This window comes from Granulibacter bethesdensis, from assembly GCF_001889545.1.
GTDB classification, from domain to species: domain Bacteria; phylum Pseudomonadota; class Alphaproteobacteria; order Acetobacterales; family Acetobacteraceae; genus Granulibacter; species Granulibacter bethesdensis_B.
In genome coordinates, this window is the sequence record NZ_CP018194.1 from 1,604,244 (window position 1) to 1,622,642 (window position 18,399).

The 18,399-nt window shown below is 58.8% G+C and carries 18 protein-coding genes; 9 read left to right on the forward strand and 9 right to left on the reverse strand.

Features of this window, described 5'->3' with window-relative positions; genetic code table 11:
- Positions 1–21: 21 nt before the first annotated feature.
- The 3 genes from GbCGDNIH8_RS07380 to GbCGDNIH8_RS07390 all read right to left on the reverse strand — a co-directional run bounded on the left by GbCGDNIH8_RS07380 (position 22) and on the right by GbCGDNIH8_RS07390 (position 3,748).
- Complete coding sequence (locus GbCGDNIH8_RS07380; protein ID WP_072572694.1) at positions 22–1,116, reverse strand: zinc-binding metallopeptidase family protein; 1,095 nt, start codon at positions 1,114–1,116, stop codon at positions 22–24.
- Between the two features lie 79 nt (positions 1,117–1,195).
- Entirely contained in the window at positions 1,196–2,335 is a 1,140-nt protein-coding gene (locus tag GbCGDNIH8_RS07385; RefSeq protein WP_072572695.1) for a beta/alpha barrel domain-containing protein, read from the reverse strand.
- 18 nt (positions 2,336–2,353) lie between these two features.
- On the reverse strand, positions 2,354–3,748 hold the full coding sequence (locus GbCGDNIH8_RS07390) for a class II 3-deoxy-7-phosphoheptulonate synthase (RefSeq protein WP_072573725.1): 1,395 nt from the start codon (positions 3,746–3,748) through the stop codon (positions 2,354–2,356).
- A 263-nt stretch (positions 3,749–4,011) separates the two neighbouring features.
- Here GbCGDNIH8_RS07390 and GbCGDNIH8_RS07395 point away from each other — a divergent pair, with 263 nt between their 5' ends.
- The 6 genes from GbCGDNIH8_RS07395 to GbCGDNIH8_RS07420 all read left to right on the forward strand — a co-directional run bounded on the left by GbCGDNIH8_RS07395 (position 4,012) and on the right by GbCGDNIH8_RS07420 (position 10,298).
- A complete protein-coding gene (locus GbCGDNIH8_RS07395; protein WP_072572696.1) occupies positions 4,012–4,509 on the forward strand; it encodes a phosphate-starvation-inducible PsiE family protein in 498 nt (165 codons plus the stop codon).
- 118 nt (positions 4,510–4,627) lie between these two features.
- On the forward strand, positions 4,628–7,009 hold the full coding sequence (locus GbCGDNIH8_RS07400) for a cache domain-containing protein (RefSeq protein ID WP_172822923.1): 2,382 nt from the start codon (positions 4,628–4,630) through the stop codon (positions 7,007–7,009).
- Positions 7,006–7,830 carry an MlaE family ABC transporter permease gene (locus GbCGDNIH8_RS07405; RefSeq protein ID WP_253735982.1) on the forward strand — a complete coding sequence of 275 codons (825 nt, stop codon included), beginning with the start codon at positions 7,006–7,008 and terminating at the stop codon, positions 7,828–7,830. The genes GbCGDNIH8_RS07400 and GbCGDNIH8_RS07405 overlap by 4 nt, the downstream gene beginning before the upstream one ends.
- Positions 7,831–7,834: 4 nt before the next feature.
- A complete protein-coding gene (locus GbCGDNIH8_RS07410) occupies positions 7,835–8,521 on the forward strand; it encodes a hypothetical protein (RefSeq protein ID WP_072572697.1) in 687 nt (228 codons plus the stop codon).
- Positions 8,518–9,489 carry an MlaD family protein gene (locus GbCGDNIH8_RS07415; RefSeq protein ID WP_081368897.1) on the forward strand — a complete coding sequence of 324 codons (972 nt, stop codon included), beginning with the start codon at positions 8,518–8,520 and terminating at the stop codon, positions 9,487–9,489. The genes GbCGDNIH8_RS07410 and GbCGDNIH8_RS07415 overlap by 4 nt, the downstream gene beginning before the upstream one ends.
- Complete coding sequence (locus GbCGDNIH8_RS07420) at positions 9,486–10,298, forward strand: hypothetical protein (RefSeq protein WP_157692574.1); 813 nt, start codon at positions 9,486–9,488, stop codon at positions 10,296–10,298. Before GbCGDNIH8_RS07415 ends, GbCGDNIH8_RS07420 begins: the two co-directional genes overlap by 4 nt.
- 61 nt (positions 10,299–10,359) lie before the next feature.
- Here the strand turns inward: GbCGDNIH8_RS07420 and gorA are convergent, their stop codons facing one another.
- Positions 10,360–11,739 (reverse strand): glutathione-disulfide reductase, encoded by a 1,380-nt coding sequence (gene gorA, locus GbCGDNIH8_RS07425; RefSeq protein WP_072572700.1) that lies wholly within the window; start codon positions 11,737–11,739, stop codon positions 10,360–10,362.
- Between the two features lie 165 nt (positions 11,740–11,904).
- Between gorA and GbCGDNIH8_RS07430 the strand changes: the two genes are divergently transcribed.
- The gene (locus GbCGDNIH8_RS07430) at positions 11,905–12,693 is read left to right on the forward strand and encodes a polysaccharide deacetylase family protein (RefSeq protein WP_072572701.1); all 789 of its coding nucleotides are present in this window, start codon (positions 11,905–11,907) and stop codon (positions 12,691–12,693) included.
- Positions 12,694–12,697: 4 nt separating this feature from the next.
- Here GbCGDNIH8_RS07430 and GbCGDNIH8_RS07435 read toward each other — a convergent pair whose 3' ends face one another.
- The 3 genes from GbCGDNIH8_RS07435 to GbCGDNIH8_RS12860 all read right to left on the reverse strand — a co-directional run bounded on the left by GbCGDNIH8_RS07435 (position 12,698) and on the right by GbCGDNIH8_RS12860 (position 14,209).
- Entirely contained in the window at positions 12,698–13,486 is a 789-nt protein-coding gene (locus GbCGDNIH8_RS07435; protein WP_072572702.1) for a spermidine synthase, read from the reverse strand.
- Between the two features lie 112 nt (positions 13,487–13,598).
- Positions 13,599–13,916 (reverse strand): PsiF family protein, encoded by a 318-nt coding sequence (locus GbCGDNIH8_RS07440; RefSeq protein ID WP_253736160.1) that lies wholly within the window; start codon positions 13,914–13,916, stop codon positions 13,599–13,601.
- 77 nt (positions 13,917–13,993) lie between these two features.
- A complete protein-coding gene (locus GbCGDNIH8_RS12860; protein ID WP_157692575.1) occupies positions 13,994–14,209 on the reverse strand; it encodes a hypothetical protein in 216 nt (71 codons plus the stop codon).
- Positions 14,210–14,362: 153 nt separating this feature from the next.
- Here GbCGDNIH8_RS12860 and GbCGDNIH8_RS07445 point away from each other — a divergent pair, with 153 nt between their 5' ends.
- Positions 14,363–14,740, forward strand: a complete 378-nt coding sequence (locus tag GbCGDNIH8_RS07445; protein ID WP_072572703.1) for a hypothetical protein — start codon at positions 14,363–14,365, stop codon at positions 14,738–14,740.
- Between the two features lie 40 nt (positions 14,741–14,780).
- Here the strand turns inward: GbCGDNIH8_RS07445 and GbCGDNIH8_RS13265 are convergent, their stop codons facing one another.
- Both GbCGDNIH8_RS13265 and GbCGDNIH8_RS07450 read right to left on the reverse strand, forming a co-directional pair.
- The gene (locus tag GbCGDNIH8_RS13265) at positions 14,781–14,912 is read right to left on the reverse strand and encodes a hypothetical protein (RefSeq protein ID WP_301335561.1); all 132 of its coding nucleotides are present in this window, start codon (positions 14,910–14,912) and stop codon (positions 14,781–14,783) included.
- Positions 14,913–15,021: 109 nt separating this feature from the next.
- Positions 15,022–16,926 (reverse strand): PHA/PHB synthase family protein, encoded by a 1,905-nt coding sequence (locus tag GbCGDNIH8_RS07450; protein WP_095206437.1) that lies wholly within the window; start codon positions 16,924–16,926, stop codon positions 15,022–15,024.
- A gap of 139 nt (positions 16,927–17,065) precedes the next feature.
- On the opposite strand from GbCGDNIH8_RS07450, the gene GbCGDNIH8_RS07455 reads away from it, so the two are divergent.
- On the forward strand, positions 17,066–18,322 hold the full coding sequence (locus tag GbCGDNIH8_RS07455) for an OmpA family protein (RefSeq protein WP_072572705.1): 1,257 nt from the start codon (positions 17,066–17,068) through the stop codon (positions 18,320–18,322).
- Positions 18,323–18,399 lie beyond the last annotated feature (77 nt).

Genomic DNA, 18,399 nt, shown 5'->3' on the forward strand with positions numbered 1-18,399 from the left:
ACGGAAAGGCAGACACCCTGTTTATGCCGCCTGCGGCTCCGCCTGGACCACAGCATGGCGGTGATCATGAATCAGCGTATGGATAAAGCCCAGCTTCGCCTCCACAGCGCTGTTCAATACAAAGGGATAAAGATCAGCCTCCCCCATGCTCCGGTTGAGACTGTTCACGGCCACTGTCAGCGGAACCCAGGCGGTGATCAGATCTTCGATACGATCAACCTCATGCGGGCCAAAATCGATTTTGGTCGCCATTTCACCACTGGCATCGGCCTTTGCCCGCACCTGAAGCCCAAAGGCGTTGGCAGTCTCCAGAGTGTCGACGATATGCAGGTAATGCGCCCATGTTTCCGCGAAATCCTCCCAAGGATGCACGCTGGCATAGGCGCTGATGAAATTCTCCTCCCAACCCACAGGGGGGCCGTTCTCATACCGGTTCTGCAAGGCCTGCTGGTAATCCAGCCGCTCATCGCCGAACACCGCACGGCATTCTTCCAGACGGTCGCCATCCCGCACCAGACGATCCCAGAAGAAATGGCCGACTTCATGACGGAAATGGCCGATCAAGGTGCGATATTGCTCGCCCATCTCCTGCTGCATCTTGGCACGCTCGGCATCATCAGCCTCTTTCAGCGCGATGGTGATAACGCCGTTATCGTGACCGGTCAGCACCGGCTCCTCCGGAGTGTCATCCTTGAAATCGAATACCAGCCCCTCCGGATGCTCCTGCACCGTCGGCAGAGGCAGACCGAGCTGGATCAGCGTATAAAACAGGCGATGTTTGGCCAGCTCCAGCTTCTGCCATTTCTCCAGATTGCCGGGAATAGACAGATCGGGAATGGTCCGGTTATGGCGGCAGGCCAGACAGAACCGGTCGGCACTCCCAGTCGGGACCAGCCAGTTGCAACCATCATTCACCACATTGTCGCAGAAGCGGTAGGTGCCTCCATCCGCCATGGCGCGGAACACGGGTGTTCCGTCCTCATCAGCTTCTATCGGTTCCAACGCGCTGAGCGAGGCCGTCTGGGGAATATATCCCAGCCTGTGCCCGCATTTGCCGCATTCCCGGTTTTCGAAATACAGCAGGTTTCCGCAATGGTCGCAGGTGAAGAGCTTCATGGCATGATCCAGTCCGGCATTTGCAGGCCTTAACGCCAGCCAGCATCAGGGTTTCCACGCCACACCCCTGAAGATCGGATCAACGATCCTTGCGGAACAGAAACTCTCGCCCCACCTTCACGCGGGGCTGCCCATCATAGGCAATGATGTCCGCTGTCGCATAGGTTTCGCTCCAGCGTTCGGGGATAAAGCTGCCCGTGCCGACCACATCAATCGGTGCATGCGCATCCGCCATGACCCGGCATTTTTCAGCACTGAAGCCGGAGGACGCCACGATTCCCACTTTGGGGAAACCCGCCTCGTCCAGCGTATCGCGCATATGCCAGATGGATGCCGCCGAAACACCGGTGCCGACCAGATAACGCAGTTCGTCCTCCGACCGGTAGCGACGGATTGCCTCCGGCGCGTGTTTTTCAAGGACGGCGTAACTCGCGGAGGGGCTTAAACCCTCCATGAAACGTCCGCCATGGGTATCCAGCCGCACGGCAAGATTGCCGGAAGCAGCCCTTTCCGGAAAACGACGGCAGACAGTCAGCGTGTCTGTCAGTTCCTGACCGAAATAATCAGCCAGAACCGTCATTTTCTCCTCGGGAAATGTTTCGGCGAACATCTCGCAGGCACGGAGGGTCGAGCCTGCGTAACCAATCAATGCATGCGGCATGGTACCGAAACCGGAGGCAGCCCCGAACCAGTGGGCGGTGGCATCATTGGCATTGCCGATAAAGCCTTTTGCCCCCTCCCGCCGGGCTGCCGTACTGCCAACAGAAGCGGCATAGGCCATGATGTCTTCCATTTCCGCCCCCGCACAATGGCGGGCTTCCATAGCCAGAAACGCAGATTCCGGCAGGGCAAGGCACATCTGGCTGGCATTCAGCGCCGCGACACAGGCCGGGCCGAGTTTCTGGAGCAGGATCGTCTCCAGATCGACCAATGCCCGGAAACTGCCGGATATATACAACAGTGGTTCCCCGGCCCCGACCCACTCTCCCTCCTTGTGGAGCGCCTCGATCAGGACCTGCTCGCCACGCCGCCGCATCACGTCATGCAGCCACTCTGTCGCCAGTCTGGTGGCTGACAGGACCGGACGCCGCAGAAACACAGCATAGGTGACCGATACGTCTCCAAACCGGGAAACGATGGCCCGCGTACGGTTGAAATACGCATCGGTACGGCTCGCTATATCCTCATCGCTATCGCGTGCCTCATGAGAGCCATCCATCTGTCGATCTCTGCGTCGTTACGGGATGGATTTGCTGACGTGGTGCAGGCGCTGCTTCAACTCACTCGCCAGCAGGAACGCCAATTCCAGCGACTGTTCCGCATTCAGGCGCGGATCGCAGAAGGTTTCATAGGCGCGGCCAAGATCGGTCTCGGTCAGGCGATGGGCGCCACCGATGCATTCGGTCACATCGCGGCCTGTCATCTCCACATGGATACCGCCCGCCCAGGTTCCTTCCTGCGCATGCGCGTCGAAGAAGCCACGCACCTCGCCAAGGATACTGTCGAAGTTACGGGTCTTGACCTTGCTGTTGGTCGAGATCGTGTTGCCATGCATCGGGTCGCACACCCACACCACCGGCAGGCCCGAGCGCTTGACCGCCCGTAGCAAAGGCGGCAGGCGATCCCGCACCTTATCCGCGCCCATGCGGCTGATCAGGGTGATGCGGCCCGGCTCGGCGCGCGGGTTCAGCAATTCACACAGGCGTACCACCTCATCAGGATCGGCATTCGGGCCGAGCTTGATGCCAATGGGATTATGGATGCCGCGCATGAATTCCACATGCGCACCGTCCGGCTGACGGGTCCGCTCGCCGATCCAGATGAAATGCGCGGAGCAGCCATAATACTCACCCGTGGTGGAATCGACCCGGGTGAAGGCTTCTTCGTAAGGCAGCAACAGCGCCTCATGCCCGGTGTAGAATTCGGTTTCCCGCACCTGCGCGGTGTCTTTCAATCCACAGGCGGCCATGAAGCGCAGCGTTTCATCAATGCGGGTCGCCATATCCCGGTACTGGCTGGCCAGCGGGGACCGCTCCACAAAACCAAGATTCCAGCGATGAACCTCATGCAAATCGGCATAGCCGCCGGAAGCAAAGGCCCGCAGCAGGTTCATCCGTCCTGTGGACTGAAAATAGGCGGTCTCCATCCGTGCCGGGTCCGGCACGCGATCCTCCGCCGTGAAGGCCGGGCCATTGATGATATCGCCACGATAGCTGGGCAGAGTCTCTCCATTCACCGTTTCAGTATCGCTGGAGCGCGGCTTGGCGAACTGACCGGCCATCCGCCCGACCTTCACCACCGGCACCCCAGCGCCGAATGTCAGCACCACCGCCATCTGCAACAGCACACGGAACGTGTCACGGATGATATTGGCGGTGAAATCGCCGAAACTCTCTGCGCAGTCGCCGCCCTGTAATACAAAAGCCCGGCCCTGCGCCACTTCGGCGAGCTGAGCCTTCAGACGGCGTGCCTCTCCCGCAAAAACCAGTGGCGGATAGCGATGCAGACGCTGCTCGACCTCACCCAGCGCAACCGGATCCGGATAGACCGGCACCTGCAAAATCGGGCGTTCACGCCAGCTTTGCGGTGTCCAGGCCTTGGCTGTGCCCGGGGCAGAGGGTCCGGCGGTCATGATCGTATCCATTGCGTATCTCGTTCCGGCAAATTCCGTTCTGTCACAACCGGAGACAGCATCTCTCCATCGCGCCGGCCAGACAATCCTTCCAAGCTACCCTGCACACCGCGCCCCGTCCAATCGTCGCCGATTCACGTCAGGGGTGTGCCTCCGGCAACGCTGCACCACAGGCGGCTCTCTGGATTCACAATATGGGGTGCTATCCCTAACGTCACAGCATCGCGATTCCCGAATCGCACTCCATAAGGACAGCCTTCTTCATGAGTGGTCAGCCTACCAGTTCCCGCCTGCCATCGACCCGCTTCTCTTCCTCCCGTTGGGTGACAAGGCTGTTTGACCTTTTCGAGGACGGGGTGATGCTGATCCTGACCATCGTCATCGTTCTGCTGGCTGCGCTGTCGCTATGGCGGCTGGTGGCATCGCTGGTGGTGATGCTGGCGGAGCATGGGCTGAACCCCTCCGACCCGCAGGTGCTGCAACGGATTTTCGGCATGATTTTTACCGTGCTGATCGCGCTGGAGTTCAAGCACTCCCTGTTGCGGATCGGAGACGGGCGGGACCGGCCCGCCATCCGCATCCGCTCCGTCATTCTGATCGGTATGCTCACCACGGTGCGCAAGTTCATCATCATGGATATCAAGGATACCGGCATGGTGGAGATGCTCTCCCTCTCTGCCGCTATCCTGTGTCTGGGGATCGTTTACTGGCTGGTGCGCGATCCGGCCCCGCCTCTGCCGGGGGACCGCTCCAGAATATGATCGGCTCCCTCTCTCGCCGCCACCTGATCCCGCTGCTATGCCGGAACCAGCCGAAAACAGACGGGTTTATACCGCTCCGGTAATGAGACCGAATGGAGCCAGTCAGGAGATCGCGTTTTTGCAGCCCGCCGAGCAGCCCGCTGAAGTCATCGACCCAACCGGGCAACAACAGGAACGTACCCGCCGCAAGCTGCGCCGGGTGCTGTTGCCCACCATTGGTATTACCCTGGTTCTCGGGTCGATGTTTGCCATAGGGTATCATTCCTATGTTCTGGTGCGGAACAATACGCTCAAACTGTCCAGCGAACTGCTCAACGCGACACAGAATTATATTGCTCAGGAAGTCACGACCTATCTTTCACCTGCCCAGCTGGGCTCCCGCCTGGTGCAGGACCTGCTTCAGCATGGTGCGCTGGACAATGACGGCAAGCTGTTCAACTTCTACGCGGGCGGCATGCTGCGGCAGGTGCCACAGATTCAGGCTTTCTATCTCGCCAACTCGGATGGTGATTTTGCACTGGTGCAGCGGGACGGCAATGGCGGAACAGAGATCGTACTGGTGTCCACCGGCCCCGACGGGGTCAGGCTCCGTTCCATTATCCGTAATAACGCCAATGGTGAACTGGTCTCCAGAGAGACGCCCAGCCCCGATCCCTACGATCCACGCACCAGTAACTATTATCAACAGCCCATCAGGACCAAGCAGCCATACTGGTCCCCGCCCTATATTTTCAAACCCACCGGACGTCCGGTCATCACGACGTCCACCGCCTATCATAATACGGATACCCGCGATCACGTCATTGCCGTCAATATCTCGCTGGATCAGCTATCGTCCTTTCTCGGTTCGCTGAAGATCGGGGAGCACGGCTATGCGGTGATTGCGCAGAAAAACGGGCAGATCGTCGCATCCCGTGATGTGCTGGGACAGGCCGCGCTTGATCCCGTCAAGGCGCACATCGCCGCTGATCCTAAAACCGGGCAGGATACCCCCCTCTCCCGTGCTTTCAATATCTTCCATGTCAGCGGATATGGACCGGGCAGCTTTACCCTTACGCACGGGCAGCAGCGCAGCGAGGATTACGTTTTCATCGCCGCCAGACTTCCTGCCGGAGCACCTGACTGGGTCCTGCTGATCGTATTGCCGACAAAGGATTTTGCGGCCTTCGGCACGCAGGACAGCCGCAGCATGCTGCTCTACTCCGGCATGACCGTTGCGCTGGCCATGGTGCTGGCCGTTCTGCTGATCCGTCAGGGCAGACGGGTCGAGCGCGTCATGGATGTTCTGACCGATCAGAACCAGCGGGCCGAGGACGAGCGCCGATCCCTGCAACAACTGATGAGTCATCCCGACATTTTCGACGGCAGCGAGGAAGCGCCGATCCTGACCGAACATCTCGCCTCGGTCAGCCAGGCGCAGCGTGCCAGCATCTGGCATATCGGCAGGAACAAACGAACACTCCATTGTGAAGATGTCTATGACCGCCGCAGAGACAGCCATATGGGCGGGTTCTCCCTCGGCATGACGGAAGCTGGCCCATTGCTGGAGGCCATTGAAAGCGGCGAAGCATTCACGATTCAGGATGCTGCTGCCGATCCTCGTACCGAGCGGCTGTACAGGCTGCATATGAGAAACAACCAGACACGCTCTCTCTCGGTACAACCCATCCCGGATCAGGAGGGTTTTGTCGGTGCCATCATGCTGGAAGATGCCGGGCGGCTGGTGGAATCCCGCCATATCGTCAGCATTCTCAGCGGGATCGCCGGTATCCGTCTGCGCAGCCAGACCGACGCAGCAATCATGCCGGACCTTTCCGTGCCGCAGCCCATTGCCACGCAGTCTGCCCCGCCACAACCGGTGGCAACAGAGTCCTGCCTGCTTTCCCCGCATGATGCGTCGCATGACCCATCATATAATCCATCTGGGCAGGATCTTCTGCAAAACGGCGTATTTCCTTCCATCGTGGCGATGGTCATCACGTTCGATGTACAACCGGCCGCCATCAGTAATCAGGCCGACCAGGCAGCGATCATCCGTCTTGTCGGAGACATGGCCTCCGATTTTCAGGAGATCGCCCGCACACATAATATTTTTTCCCTCAAACTGGCCGGGCACCGACTGTTCGCCGTCAGCGGATGCAGCAGCACGCCTGATCCTCAGGCAGCACTTCAGATGGGGGATGCCGCGCTGGCGATCCGTGATGCCTGCATCACGCGGCTGGCCGGAGAAGAGATCGATCCCGATTTCCACATCGGCATCGATGTCGGCCCGGCCATGGGGGCATGGCTGGGGAAAGACCCGGCCGTCTTCAACATATGGGGCCCGGCTTTGCAGGGGGCCGAGGCCATGACGCAGGGCAATTCCCTGCCCGGCTCCATTCAGGTCACTGAAGCAGCATACAAGCTGTTGCGCAGCCATTTTCTGTTCCGCAACCGTGGTGCGTTCTACACCCCGCAAACCGGCATCAGCCGCGCCTACAGCATGGCGGGGCGGCAATGATGCAGATGGCCACGATGCCGTCACAGAGTCTCGAACGGGTGCGGCTGTTTCTGCGCGTCATCGGACGTGGCACACGCAACATTCTGCGCTTCCTGCTGATCATGGTTGCTGCCAGCGCGGGCGTTGTTCTTGAGGTCGGGCGACCTTCCTGCTGGCGGCGAACCACACGGGCCGCTTTCGGTCAGACCCTGCATCAGGCCGCAGGCGGCGGGGTGATCAGCACCCTGTTCACGGCGACACTGGTCGGGATCGCCATGATTTCACAGGCCATTTACTGGCTTGGTTTTGCCGGCATGGTGGAGAGTACCGGCACAATTCTGGCAACCATCCTGCTGCGGGAACTGTCTCCGATTCTGGTCGGGATCATCCTGCTGGGTCGCAGCGGCATGCCGATGATCTCCGAACTCGGCATGCTCAGCGCCAACGGGCATATCAGAACGCTGGAGGCTCAGGGGATCGATCCGTTCACTCTGATCATCGTGCCACGCACCATCGCCTTTACCGTCAGCGCCTTTACATTGGGGATGGTGTTCGCTGTGGCGGCCCTGTGCGTCGGTTTCGCCGTCGCCACCGAGGAAGGACTGATCACCCAGTCCCTGTGGGGATTCCTGACCAACATTACCGGATCAATGAGCGAACTGGATTATATCATCATCCCTCTGAAACTGATGGTAGTCGGCTTTCTGGTCGGACTGTCGAGTTGCCTGACCGGCCTGTCAGCCCAGACCGATCATGATCTGCAGGCTCTGCTGTCCCGCGGCTTTGCGCGGGGTATCCTGACAGTCATGATCGTGAACATCCTGTTCACCATCACGGTATAGCCCCATGTCCCGTGGTCTCACCATTCTGGAACTTCGTCAGGCCCAGCCGGATTTTGCCCTGACCGGCCTGCCGCAACGCCGTATGGACATGCGGCTGCAACAGGGCGAATGCACCCTGCTGACCACCCACGCCCAGATCACCGCCACTGCCTTCGCCAGCCTGTGCTGCGGTATACAGCATCCCTCCTCGGGAGCAGTGCTGTTTCAGGGGCTCGACTGGACGCAGATCAACACACTGGAACAATATGCCCTGCGCGGCAGGATCGGCCGTACCTATCAACGCGGCGCGTGGAATACATTGAGCGGAACAGACCACAATATCCTGCTGCCCCGCCTGCATCACACCAGACAGAAGCTGCCCGATCTGATTGATGAGGCGGTCAGACTCTGTCTTGAATTTGGCCTTCCCGGCCTGCCAACCGTGCCCCCCGCCCATCTGTCAGAGACTGATCTGGCTCGTGCAGGTTATGTCCGGGCCTTCATGGGGCAGCCTGCCCTGCTGCTGCTGGATCCTCCCCCGGCTCCAGAGATCATGCCCCCGCTGCTGTCCGCCCTGACACGTGCTCTGGATCGGGGGGCTGCCGCCATCTGCTTCAACACGGGCCGCAATAAATGGCGTACCTTCGCGAATGCATTTTCACACCGGTTTTTATTGAACGATAACGGCCTCATCCCGCTACGGGTATCATGATGCAGCACTCCGATCCTTCCAGCCCTCCCGGCACAACCATCCGTCCACTCTATGGACGGCGATATACCGATGAATGGGTCGGGTTTCTGGTGCTGGCCTGCATCGCCGTGTTTGTCGGTGCCGTGATCGAGGCCGGGTTTCTGCGCGACTGGCTGAAACCTCCCGGAGAACTCCACATCCTGCTGCCACAGACAGGCGTTGGCGGCCTCTCCCCCGGTGCGGATGTGGAGGTCATGGGGATTCACGCCGGCATGATCCGCCGCATGAAACTGAATGCCGATGGCGAGATGTACGCGCTGGCCGAAATAGACCCGCAGGCGGAACCCTTCATCCGCCGGGACAGCAAGGCCAGCATCAAACTGCGCTACGCAGTGGCGGGTGCTGCTTTCGTATCGCTGACACGCGGCACCGGCCAACCGCTGGACTGGAATTACGCTGTGCTGTCTGCCACGACCGACCAGAACCCGATGGATATGCTATCCAGTACCATCACTGACATCCGTAAACAGGCGCTTCCGATCCTGCATAATGCGCAGATGATTACAGAAAACCTCAATGCCATTCTGAAAAATATCCGCGAAGGAAAAGGTAATGCGGGCAGGCTTCTGGCCGATGATACGCTGGTGAAAGAGGCGGAAAACAGCCTTGCCTCCCTTCAACAGGCCATGGCGCGACTTGATCCAATTGTCGAACACGCGGACAGGCTGCTTGCCTCGACCAATATCGTTCTCAACAACATGCGGTCTGCGACCGGCAATCTTTCAATAGCATCGAAGGATTTTCCCGGCGTCATGCAGAACATATCCGGTATCACAAAGGATATTTCGCCGCTGGTATTACAGGCCCACGCTACGGCACGCGATCTTCAGAAACTGATCGAGCAGGTGCGCGGCCTGTGGATTCTGGGCGGCAGCGGCACGCCACCAGCCGATATGAGACGACTTCCTCCCTCGGCCGTGCAGCCATGATCCGGTCCAACGCCTTACCAGCCCTGTTCATGAGCACGTTGCTGCTATGTAGCTGCGGAGGACATGGCACGCCACCACTGCCTCAGGATCAGAAACTGTCCAATGCTTTCGATACAGGCCTTCAGGCGATGCGCTTCCTCGCCACCGATCAGGCGGAACAGAATTTCGAGACTGCCTATCAACAGGCGCTGCTGAGGGATGATGCATCGGCTCTGCACGATGCCGGATATGATCTGGCCACTGCCCAGCTGGCGCATGGCAAGCTGCAACAGAGCCTCGACACCCTTGCCCGCACCCGCAACGGACTGATCCTGCGCAATGATCATGCCGGAAAGCCTTTGCTTGATCTGGTGGAAGCAAGCGCCCTGTATCGCGCCCATCGTGATGCCGAGGCATGGCAGGCTGCTTCCCGCGCCCTGCACACCACCGATCCGGCCCTGCATGAGCGTGCCGCCTTCGTCTCCGGGCTGATTGCCGACCGGCAGAGAGACATCTCCGCCCTGTCATCATCCCGACAGCAGATTGATCCTGCCCTGTCTCCGGTGGCAGCCGCCGACGCAAAGGAGCTGGACACGCGCCTTGCCATGCAGCGCGGTGCCTGGAAGGAAGCGATTACAACCGCCTCTGACCTGGCTGATCAGCGGCGCGCATTGCTGGATTATCGCGGCATGCGCACTGCGCTCACGCTCGCGGAGGATGCAGCCATCCGTGCAGGGGATAACGCTTTGGCCAATGCTTTCCACACCCGTGCCGCTCAAAGTGCTGAAGCCGCTCAGCCTGCACAGAAGCAGATCAAAAACCAGCCGTGACCAACTGGCTTACGACCTTCGGTTTACAAAACCGCTGCACTTCCTGTCCTGAAAACTCTGATCACCCGACTATTCTGGTGCGACTGCGCATGGTGACAAATTCCTCGGCCGCAGTGGGATGGATGCCGATGGTACGGTCGAAATCCTGCTTGGTGGCTCCGGTCGTGATCGCTACGGCCAACCCCTGCATGATCTCCGGCGCGTCTTCGCCAAACATATGCGCACCGATCACTTTCTGGCTCGCCTGATCCACCAGCAGCTTCATGAAACTGCGGCGCTTGCGACCACTGATCTGGTGCCGCATCGGCGTAAAACCGGTGGTGAACACCTCTGTCGGGCCGTTTTTCTCTGCTTCTTCCTCCGTCATGCCGACAGTCGCGATGGGCGGGGTCGAGAAAACCGCCGTCGGAACCTGATTGAAATTCCATACCTGACTGGCATGCTCAGAAGAAAACAGTCGGTTCGCCAGTATGTGCCCTTCTGCCAGTGCCACCGGGGTCAGGTTCATTCGGTTGGTGACATCGCCGATCGCATAATGACCAGCCACATTGGTTTCCCATCGATCATCAACCGGAATGGCTCCATCCTTTCCGGTCTTGATACCGGCTTCCTCCAGGCCAAGCCCCTGCGTTGCCGGTGCGCGCCCGGTTGCAAAAAACACTAGATCAACCGTCAGGGTTTCGCTTGCATGATCGAGCGTCACAACCCTCTGCCCGTCACGTTTCTCAATCTCGGTGATGGTGCTTTCAGGATGAAGGCGAATACCATCCGCCGCGTAGGCATCAGCCAGAGCCGTCCTCATTTCGCCATCAAACCCCCGCAACGGCAGAGACTGGCGATAGATCAGATCAACCTCCGCCCCCAGCCCGCGAAACAATCCGGCAAATTCCACCGCGATATATCCGCCCCCCAGAATAGCGATCCGACGCGGCAGGGAGGGCAGATGAAATGCATCATCCGAGACAATTCCAAACTCCGCGCCCGGAACATCAGGACGCAGCGGGTGGCCGCCCGTCGCAATGACAATGCGCTCCGCCGTCACTTCCCGTGCCGTGCCGTCACCGCTGGTCAGGCGCAAACGATGCGGAGCGAGCAGCGTGGCGCGGGCATCAATGACCTCGGCGCCGGCATTATTCAGAATCCGGCGGTAGGCTCCGTTCAGACGCTCGATTTCCCGGTCTTTGGCGGCAATCAGCGCGGCCCAGTCATGCCCGCCTCGCTGCGTGTTCCAGCCGAAACCGTGGCTGTCCTCCACAAACCCGCCATATTCCGCTGCCTGCACCATGATTTTCTTGGGCACGCAACCGACATTGACGCAGGTGCCACCCCAGAAACGATCCTCCGCCACACCCACCCGGGCCCCATGACCCGCCGCGATACGGGCACAACGCACACCGCCAGAGCCGCCGCCGATGACAAACAGATCGTAATCATAGGCCATACGCTGTTCCTTCTGCTTTCCTGCGTTTCTGCCCAGGCGGGGATCGCTTATAGAGGCATACGGAGTCTTGTCTCCATTGCGAGCCCGTACATGGCTGGCTGTGATACGGAGGCACGTCTATAATGAGGAAGAGATATTTTTCATCAATGGAGGGTGGCCATAGCGATGAATATTTTTCCCCTGTCATGCCGGTCCTCTGTTCCGGCTGCCCTGTTGATGGTGGCAGCAACTTGTTTTCCCGCTGTCACATATGCAGAAGGGGTTACTCTGCATCAGCAGACAGCCATTGCCCCGGATATTGCTGCTTTTCCCCGCCCGGAGGGAAATACACCTGCCCTTCAGCGCATCAATAAGGCGCTCGACAAAGCCGATGCGCGCGTGCTGAGCGCGGCAAAGGGGTGCAAAGGGAATGCATCCGAAGATAGCCTGACCAAAGCTGATGGCTGGTCGCGCAAAATCAGCGTCACCATGAACGGGCCAACCTATCTCAGCTATTTCGTCTCGGATTTTGCATCCTGTGGGGGCGCGCATCCGGATTATGGTTTTTTCCCGCTTGTCTACAATCTGGAAACCGGCTCTCCGGTCAACTGGGGCCGCACCTTGCCCGCATCCCTGATCGGCAAGGCCAGTCTGGACAGTGCGGAGGATGGAACGCAGCTTGGTGTCGTGCAGTCTGCGGCGCTGATGAAGCTCTACCGGGCCGCCTATCCCCTTAAAGGCAATGCCGACCTTGATGCCGATGCCGTGAAGGAATGTCTGGCCTCCGTGCTGACTGATGAGGTGCCCTTCATGCTATGGCCTGATGCGAAACAGCACGCACTGATGATCCAGCCTTCCGGTCTGCCTCATGTGGTGGCGGCCTGTGCCGTCAGTGTTCCCCTGACCACGGACATATTGCAAAAGAACGGCGTATCCAATTCATTCCTGTCGGTTCTGGAACAGGCCCGCCCCTGATCCGTCAGGGAACCACACCCCATGAAGGAAGCTCCAGATCAGGGCGGAAGCGCATGCGAGCCAGATCCTCGCGTATTTCTTCTGCCGCGCCATGGGGCGGCATCAGTAGTTCCGGCTTGCTGAGACCACCGACATCACCAGCGAGCAGAAGAAGATTCTGCTCGCCGCACATACCTTCCTCGAACAAACGCAGGCTGTGTCCCTGCTGTTGCAGCCACGCATCGACTGCCCGGAACAGGCATGACAGCGCCACTCTGTTCGCGGTGGTTTCCAACACGTTCATCACCGTGAAACCGCCTTGAAGCCGTCCGGCACAGAGCTGGAAAAATGACACATCCAGGAAATGGGGTGGCACTTCCGATCCATGAAACGCATCGATCATGATCGCGCCATAGCGTTGCTGCGGATTGATGGCCTGTAAAAACGAGACGCCATCGGCAACATGGCAGGGAATACCGGAAGGCAAGCCAAAATGCGAGCGTGCCAGTTCGAAAGAGACGGGATCAATATCAACGATCTCGACCGCCCGTCCGGCCCGGTGCAGCATCGTCGCCAATGAACCACCACCGCAGCCGATCATCAGCACCGGCTCAGTCAGACCTGCATCTGTCTGCATCAAAAATCCGAACAAGGCATGCGCATAAGGCGCGTAGCTTACGCCCTGTGCATCCGCTTCGCTCTGGCAGGCGCCGCGCTGCCAGTAAATATGGGCGCCGGTTCCTGGATCACACCCGATCGTAATATCGCCGAAAGCAGAAAAAGCGATACTGGACGTCGCAGCAAGCTCAATCAAAACACTGTCAGCCTGTGGAGAGGAGGGACACGGAAAGTGACCCCTATCACAGACCAGTCAGTACAGAAAAGGATAGCAGCCGGGGGCGCCCCCCATCAGACGTAAAATCGGACTATTTTTTCCGCAGACATCCGCTCATGAAGACTGTACGCAGCTTTGAATCGAGCTTTTTTTCACTGGCCTTGGCGTTACAGAATTTCATACGCTCCTGCGGGCTCATGCCTGACTGGGTGAGGCAGCCGCTCATGAAAGCACGCTGTTCATCTCCTCCCAGCCCCTGATTTTTGGCATCGGCGTTACAGACTGTCATGCGCTGCTGTTGCCGACCCTGCTTATCAGTCTCCCCTGCCGCCCGCGCATTGCCGGAAGCGCTGAGGAGCATCATCACCATGGCCGCATATGTACAACGCTTTGCCCAATCTGCCATCATCACCGGTGCTTCTCCCTCTGTTCAAACCGTTTTCGTCAGCAGAACAAAGCAACACGGAACAGGCTGTCAGGTTTTGGTCAAAGGTTATTTTTCTTGATGCAGGCCTGAAAAAGACGGTCACGCACCAGATTGGGGGCAGGTCCGGGAACAGATGACGTATCCTTCATGGCCTGATTTCGGCACCGGGCAACGATCTCGTCCCTTCGCATCATCGGTGCCGAACACGCTGACAGCAGCATAATAAAAATCATTGGAAGAAGCCCTACCATTACTTCCACAGATATCCGTTTCATCACACGCTCCATAATTGTTTTATTGAAGATATCAAAAATAAACCCCAGGTTGATATTTCAATTTTTAAAAAATAAACAAGCCAAATTCGGAAATTTCTCTTACACTCCTCCTGATGAATTCATCATTGCAATCATCTTCAGGACTTCGCTGACATGGCCAAACCAGTTTCCACTCTACAGATGCGGCAACAGGAGCGTGGCAATACAATGCAGACCCCTGATTCGCACAGAGAGCAAGGCACGAACAATCCACTTCCTTCCCCCAGTATTCGGACACTGGAAAACCCTCTGGCACCGGAAATGTTCGTCGCCGAAGCCCATGGTTTCTTCATTCATATGGGGAATGTACATATCACTTTTGCGACCCCTCGCGTTGATCATGGCGAAGAAAGTGCCACCATCAACCGCGCCGTTGTCGGTCGCGTGGTGATGCCGCTGGCAACTGCACAGAATTTTGCTGTCGGTTTATATGATTTTCTGGCGCAAAACGGTTTTACGGTCGAAAAGCCACGCAGCAAGGATTTGCAGTAATCATTCAGGCTATATCAGCATAGCAGGCGGGACCGCGTCGCTACATCGGTATACCACCCCAATGCGCCAGAGCAGTCGCAACCATGAGCAGCCCCGCCCCTGCCAGCGTGCGCCGCACACGTCGGCGTACGGTTACCTTGCTGTGCAATACAGGCCACGATGAATGGTCCATTGAACGATCTTTGACCGTATAATGTATCATTTTACCATCTATCATGGAATATTTCCCGACCGTCAAGTTTATTCCTGCGGCCTAAATGAGACTGGACAGCGCGACCGCTTCAGGCTCTCCCCTGCCCAATATAGCCGTCATTGACATAGGTTCCGGGCGCATATCCCAGCCCATGGTCATGGACATTTCTGGCATCGCATTTTTCCGGCGCCAGAGCCGTCACCCAATGATTCCAGTCCGTCCACCAACTGCCTGCAATCTCGGTCGTATTGGCCAGCCATTCTTCCGGCTCATCCGCCAGGGAATCATTGATCCAGTACCCGTATTTGCCGATGCCCGGCGGATTGACGATGCCGGCGACATGCCCTGCCCCTGACAGCACGAAGCGCCGCTCCCCACCCAGAGCCTGCATCCCCCGGTATATCGTCCGCCATGGTGCGATGTGATCTTCGCGTGTCGCCAGAAAATAAGCAGGTGCAGTCACGCGGGACAGATCGATCGACGTACCATCCAGCACAACCGCATCCGGTACGACCAGCAGATTATCCCGATACATCGTGCGCAGATAAAAAATATGCATCCGGGCGGGCATACGGGTACCGTCGCTGTTCCAGTGCAGCAAATCGAACGGCACTGGCGTCTCGCCCATCAGGTAATGATTGACCACGAAAGACCAGATCAGATCATTGGCCCGGAGCAGATTAAATGTCTCCGACATTTCCGTACCGTCCAGATAACCGCGCCGGTTCATGCGGGCCTCCATATCCCGCAATTGTTCCTCGTCAATAAACACCGAAATTTCCCCGGGATCACAGAAATCGAGCATGGTGGCCAGAAATGAGGTAGAGGCGAGACGGTTATCCCCCCGCGCCGCCAGCACCCCCGCCGCGCACCCAAGCAGCGTCCCACCCAGACAATAACCGATCCCGTTGACCTGCCGCTCTCCAGTAAGACGGGCGATCTCGTCCAGCGCGGTGAAGACGCCCTCAGTCATGTAATCGTCGAAACTTTTCCCGGCGAGTGTTTCATCAGGATTGATCCAGCTGATGACAAACACCGTGTGACCCTGCGCCGTAGCCCAGCGGATAAAGCTGTTATGCGGCTGAAGATCGAGAATATAGAATTTGTTGATCCAGGGCGGAACAATCAGCAGCGGACGACGCAGAACCTGGTCAGTCTGCGGTTCATACTGGATCAGCTCCATCATGGTATTGCGACAGACGACAACGCCGGGTGCGGTGGCAATTGTTTCCCCCGTGCGGAAGGCCTCAATATCGGTCATGCGGATGCGCAGACGACCTCTCCCGCGTTCCAGATCGGCCAGCAGATTGTTCAGCCCGCGCAGCAGATTTTCGCCGCGCGTGTCCATCGTCCGCTTCAGCACCTGCGGGTTCGTCAGCAGAAAATTGGCCGGACTCATCGCGTCAATGAACTGGCGCGTGTAAAAATCCACCTTGCGCGCGGCATCGGGCGACATGCCGCCGACCTGCCTGATCTGATCCTGAATGAAGCGCGCGCACAGCAGATACGATTGCCGTATAAAATCGAAAACCTCGTTCTCCCGCCAGAGGGGATCACGGAACCGGCGATCCCGTTTACGGGCCTCCTCAGCGGAGCCGACCGGAGTCACATCCGGCAGATCCTCCTGCAGGGGCAGGCCCATCATCCGACGGGCGCCCTGCTGCCACAGCACCAGACAATCCCGCCAGAAACCAAGCTGGGCCTGTGCCAGACGGGCCGGATCATAGGCCAGACGCGCTGTCATTTCCAGAAAGGCACCGCCGATCCTCATCACATACGGCGCCATCTCCGCCAGCGGCAGGCCATCGGTAGCATGACCGGCCAACAGGGATTCAACCGGTCCTTCCTGCTCCACCCGTGCCAGCCAGTCGAGGACAAGGCGACGGGAGCGCTCCGCTATCGAAGCCAGTACCGACCTGATATCCTCATGAGACCGTTCCCCCCCGAGCTGCTGCCCCGCATTGGCATCAGGGCCGTGCCGACCTGTCTGCATGTGACGTTTCTTTCCCATCGCACCGGTTCAGAGGCCAGCCCTTGCCCCCCGGGCGAAATTCAAGGACCGTTTCAGAACGCTCTACGGCGTTGTGGGCAGCGGCCCTTGCATGATGACCGCCGCTCCGCGGTCATAAAGCATGGCGGGTCTTGAGGAAAAGCCGCCTCCGTCCGATGATGTGGGTGCTGAAGCGGAACATACGATGCAACGAAACCATTTCTTTTCCGGAGCCATGCCCCGTCAAGGTGCGCCCCGTCAGGGACGGCTGAAACCGGCTCTGGCTATTCTGGGGAGCCTGCTGGGCGGCCTGTCACTGAGCGGATGCGGCCGGGATAGTGGTGGCTTCAATCCGATCGGATGGTGGCATGATCTGAAAGGGGGGGCCATTGCCGGGCAGCGCCCGCCACCGCCGGGCGTGGATCAACCATACGGCAATTTCGCCTCTGTGCCGCCTCGTCCCGTGATGCCGACCCAGGCGGAGCGGGATAAAATCGCCAACCTGCTGGCCGCCGCCAGGAGAAATGCCGAATATCAGGCGAAAACTGATCCACTGCCCTCTCCGAAGGAGCCAGCGCCCCAAGGTGGAGATAAAAAGACACCCGCAGGCAAGGACAGTGCTGCGCCTTCCGATCAGGGCAAACAACCATCTTCAGCGTCGCCCCCGAATGCTCCGGCATCAGCGGATGCTCCGACCGGGAAACCGGATCATGGTACGGCTACGGCAAATCCTGCTCCTTCTGCTGCTGCGGGCCCGCCTGCGACCGATCCCGCCGCAGAAGACAGCGGCATTTCCGCCAATATGGAAGGGGCAACGGCCAAGCCACCCGCAACGCCGGCAGCACCCCCTCCGGCTAATGTTTCGCTGGCGCAGGCCGTGAAAGACGCGGACAAGCCTCTTTTTTCCGCTGATGCAGGTATCACGCGCCTGCCCGACCAGCCCTATCAATCGAAACTGACCAGCACCGGGCCTGCGCCTTCTATTCCGAACGCGCCTCCCCCTCCCCCGACTTTATCCGGCGTCACCATTCCACTGCGTGGCCCGACACCCCATCCCACGCCTCCGGTTCCTCCGCCCGGACCGCCCGTGTTGCTGAAAGGGGCTGCCCTCCAACTGACCCCTGTTGCTTTTTCTGCCGGGTCCGCAGTCATCAACAGGGATGCGACGCTGGTGATCAATGCATATGCACTGAAACATGCGGGCCAGAACATCGTGGCAATCGGCTTCGGGGAAGCTGTCAATACCAGCCTCACCGCACAGAATGATGCCATGAAACTGGCGCTTGAACGGGCACGCTCGATCACCCTGGCACTGGAACGCGCCGGTATTCCTGCCAGCCATGTGCGGATGGAAGCCGAACCTTTGGGTACAGGCGGGGCCATACGCCTGACCAACTGATCCTCCTTCCATGCACGCCTGAAGCGAATCAGGCGTGAATTCCCTCTCTGTAGGGAGTTCTGTATAGAAGTTCCCCT

What these genes read in the sequence shown, in the direction of transcription:
- GbCGDNIH8_RS07450 (WP_095206437.1), bottom strand. Translation starts at nt 16,926, where the DNA reads ATGCAGACAGGTCGGCACGGCCCTGATGCCAATGCGGGGCAGCAGCTC.
- GbCGDNIH8_RS12860 (WP_157692575.1), bottom strand. Translation starts at nt 14,209, where the DNA reads ATGAAACGGATATCTGTGGAAGTAATGGTAGGGCTTCTTCCAATGATT.
- gorA (WP_072572700.1), bottom strand. Translation starts at nt 11,739, where the DNA reads ATGGCCTATGATTACGATCTGTTTGTCATCGGCGGCGGCTCTGGCGGT.
- GbCGDNIH8_RS07385 (WP_072572695.1), bottom strand. Translation starts at nt 2,335, where the DNA reads ATGGATGGCTCTCATGAGGCACGCGATAGCGATGAGGATATAGCGAGC.
- GbCGDNIH8_RS07395 (WP_072572696.1), top strand. Translation starts at nt 4,012, where the DNA reads ATGAGTGGTCAGCCTACCAGTTCCCGCCTGCCATCGACCCGCTTCTCT.
- GbCGDNIH8_RS07440 (WP_253736160.1), bottom strand. Translation starts at nt 13,916, where the DNA reads ATGATGGCAGATTGGGCAAAGCGTTGTACATATGCGGCCATGGTGATG.
- GbCGDNIH8_RS07420 (WP_157692574.1), top strand. Translation starts at nt 9,486, where the DNA reads ATGATCCGGTCCAACGCCTTACCAGCCCTGTTCATGAGCACGTTGCTG.
- GbCGDNIH8_RS07390 (WP_072573725.1), bottom strand. Translation starts at nt 3,748, where the DNA reads ATGACCGCCGGACCCTCTGCCCCGGGCACAGCCAAGGCCTGGACACCG.
- GbCGDNIH8_RS07380 (WP_072572694.1), bottom strand. Translation starts at nt 1,116, where the DNA reads ATGAAGCTCTTCACCTGCGACCATTGCGGAAACCTGCTGTATTTCGAA.
- GbCGDNIH8_RS07445 (WP_072572703.1), top strand. Translation starts at nt 14,363, where the DNA reads ATGGCCAAACCAGTTTCCACTCTACAGATGCGGCAACAGGAGCGTGGC.
- GbCGDNIH8_RS07455 (WP_072572705.1), top strand. Translation starts at nt 17,066, where the DNA reads ATGGCGGGTCTTGAGGAAAAGCCGCCTCCGTCCGATGATGTGGGTGCT.
- GbCGDNIH8_RS07405 (WP_253735982.1), top strand. Translation starts at nt 7,006, where the DNA reads ATGATGCAGATGGCCACGATGCCGTCACAGAGTCTCGAACGGGTGCGG.
- GbCGDNIH8_RS07415 (WP_081368897.1), top strand. Translation starts at nt 8,518, where the DNA reads ATGATGCAGCACTCCGATCCTTCCAGCCCTCCCGGCACAACCATCCGT.
- GbCGDNIH8_RS07410 (WP_072572697.1), top strand. Translation starts at nt 7,835, where the DNA reads ATGTCCCGTGGTCTCACCATTCTGGAACTTCGTCAGGCCCAGCCGGAT.
- GbCGDNIH8_RS07430 (WP_072572701.1), top strand. Translation starts at nt 11,905, where the DNA reads ATGAATATTTTTCCCCTGTCATGCCGGTCCTCTGTTCCGGCTGCCCTG.
- GbCGDNIH8_RS13265 (WP_301335561.1), bottom strand. Translation starts at nt 14,912, where the DNA reads ATGGACCATTCATCGTGGCCTGTATTGCACAGCAAGGTAACCGTACGC.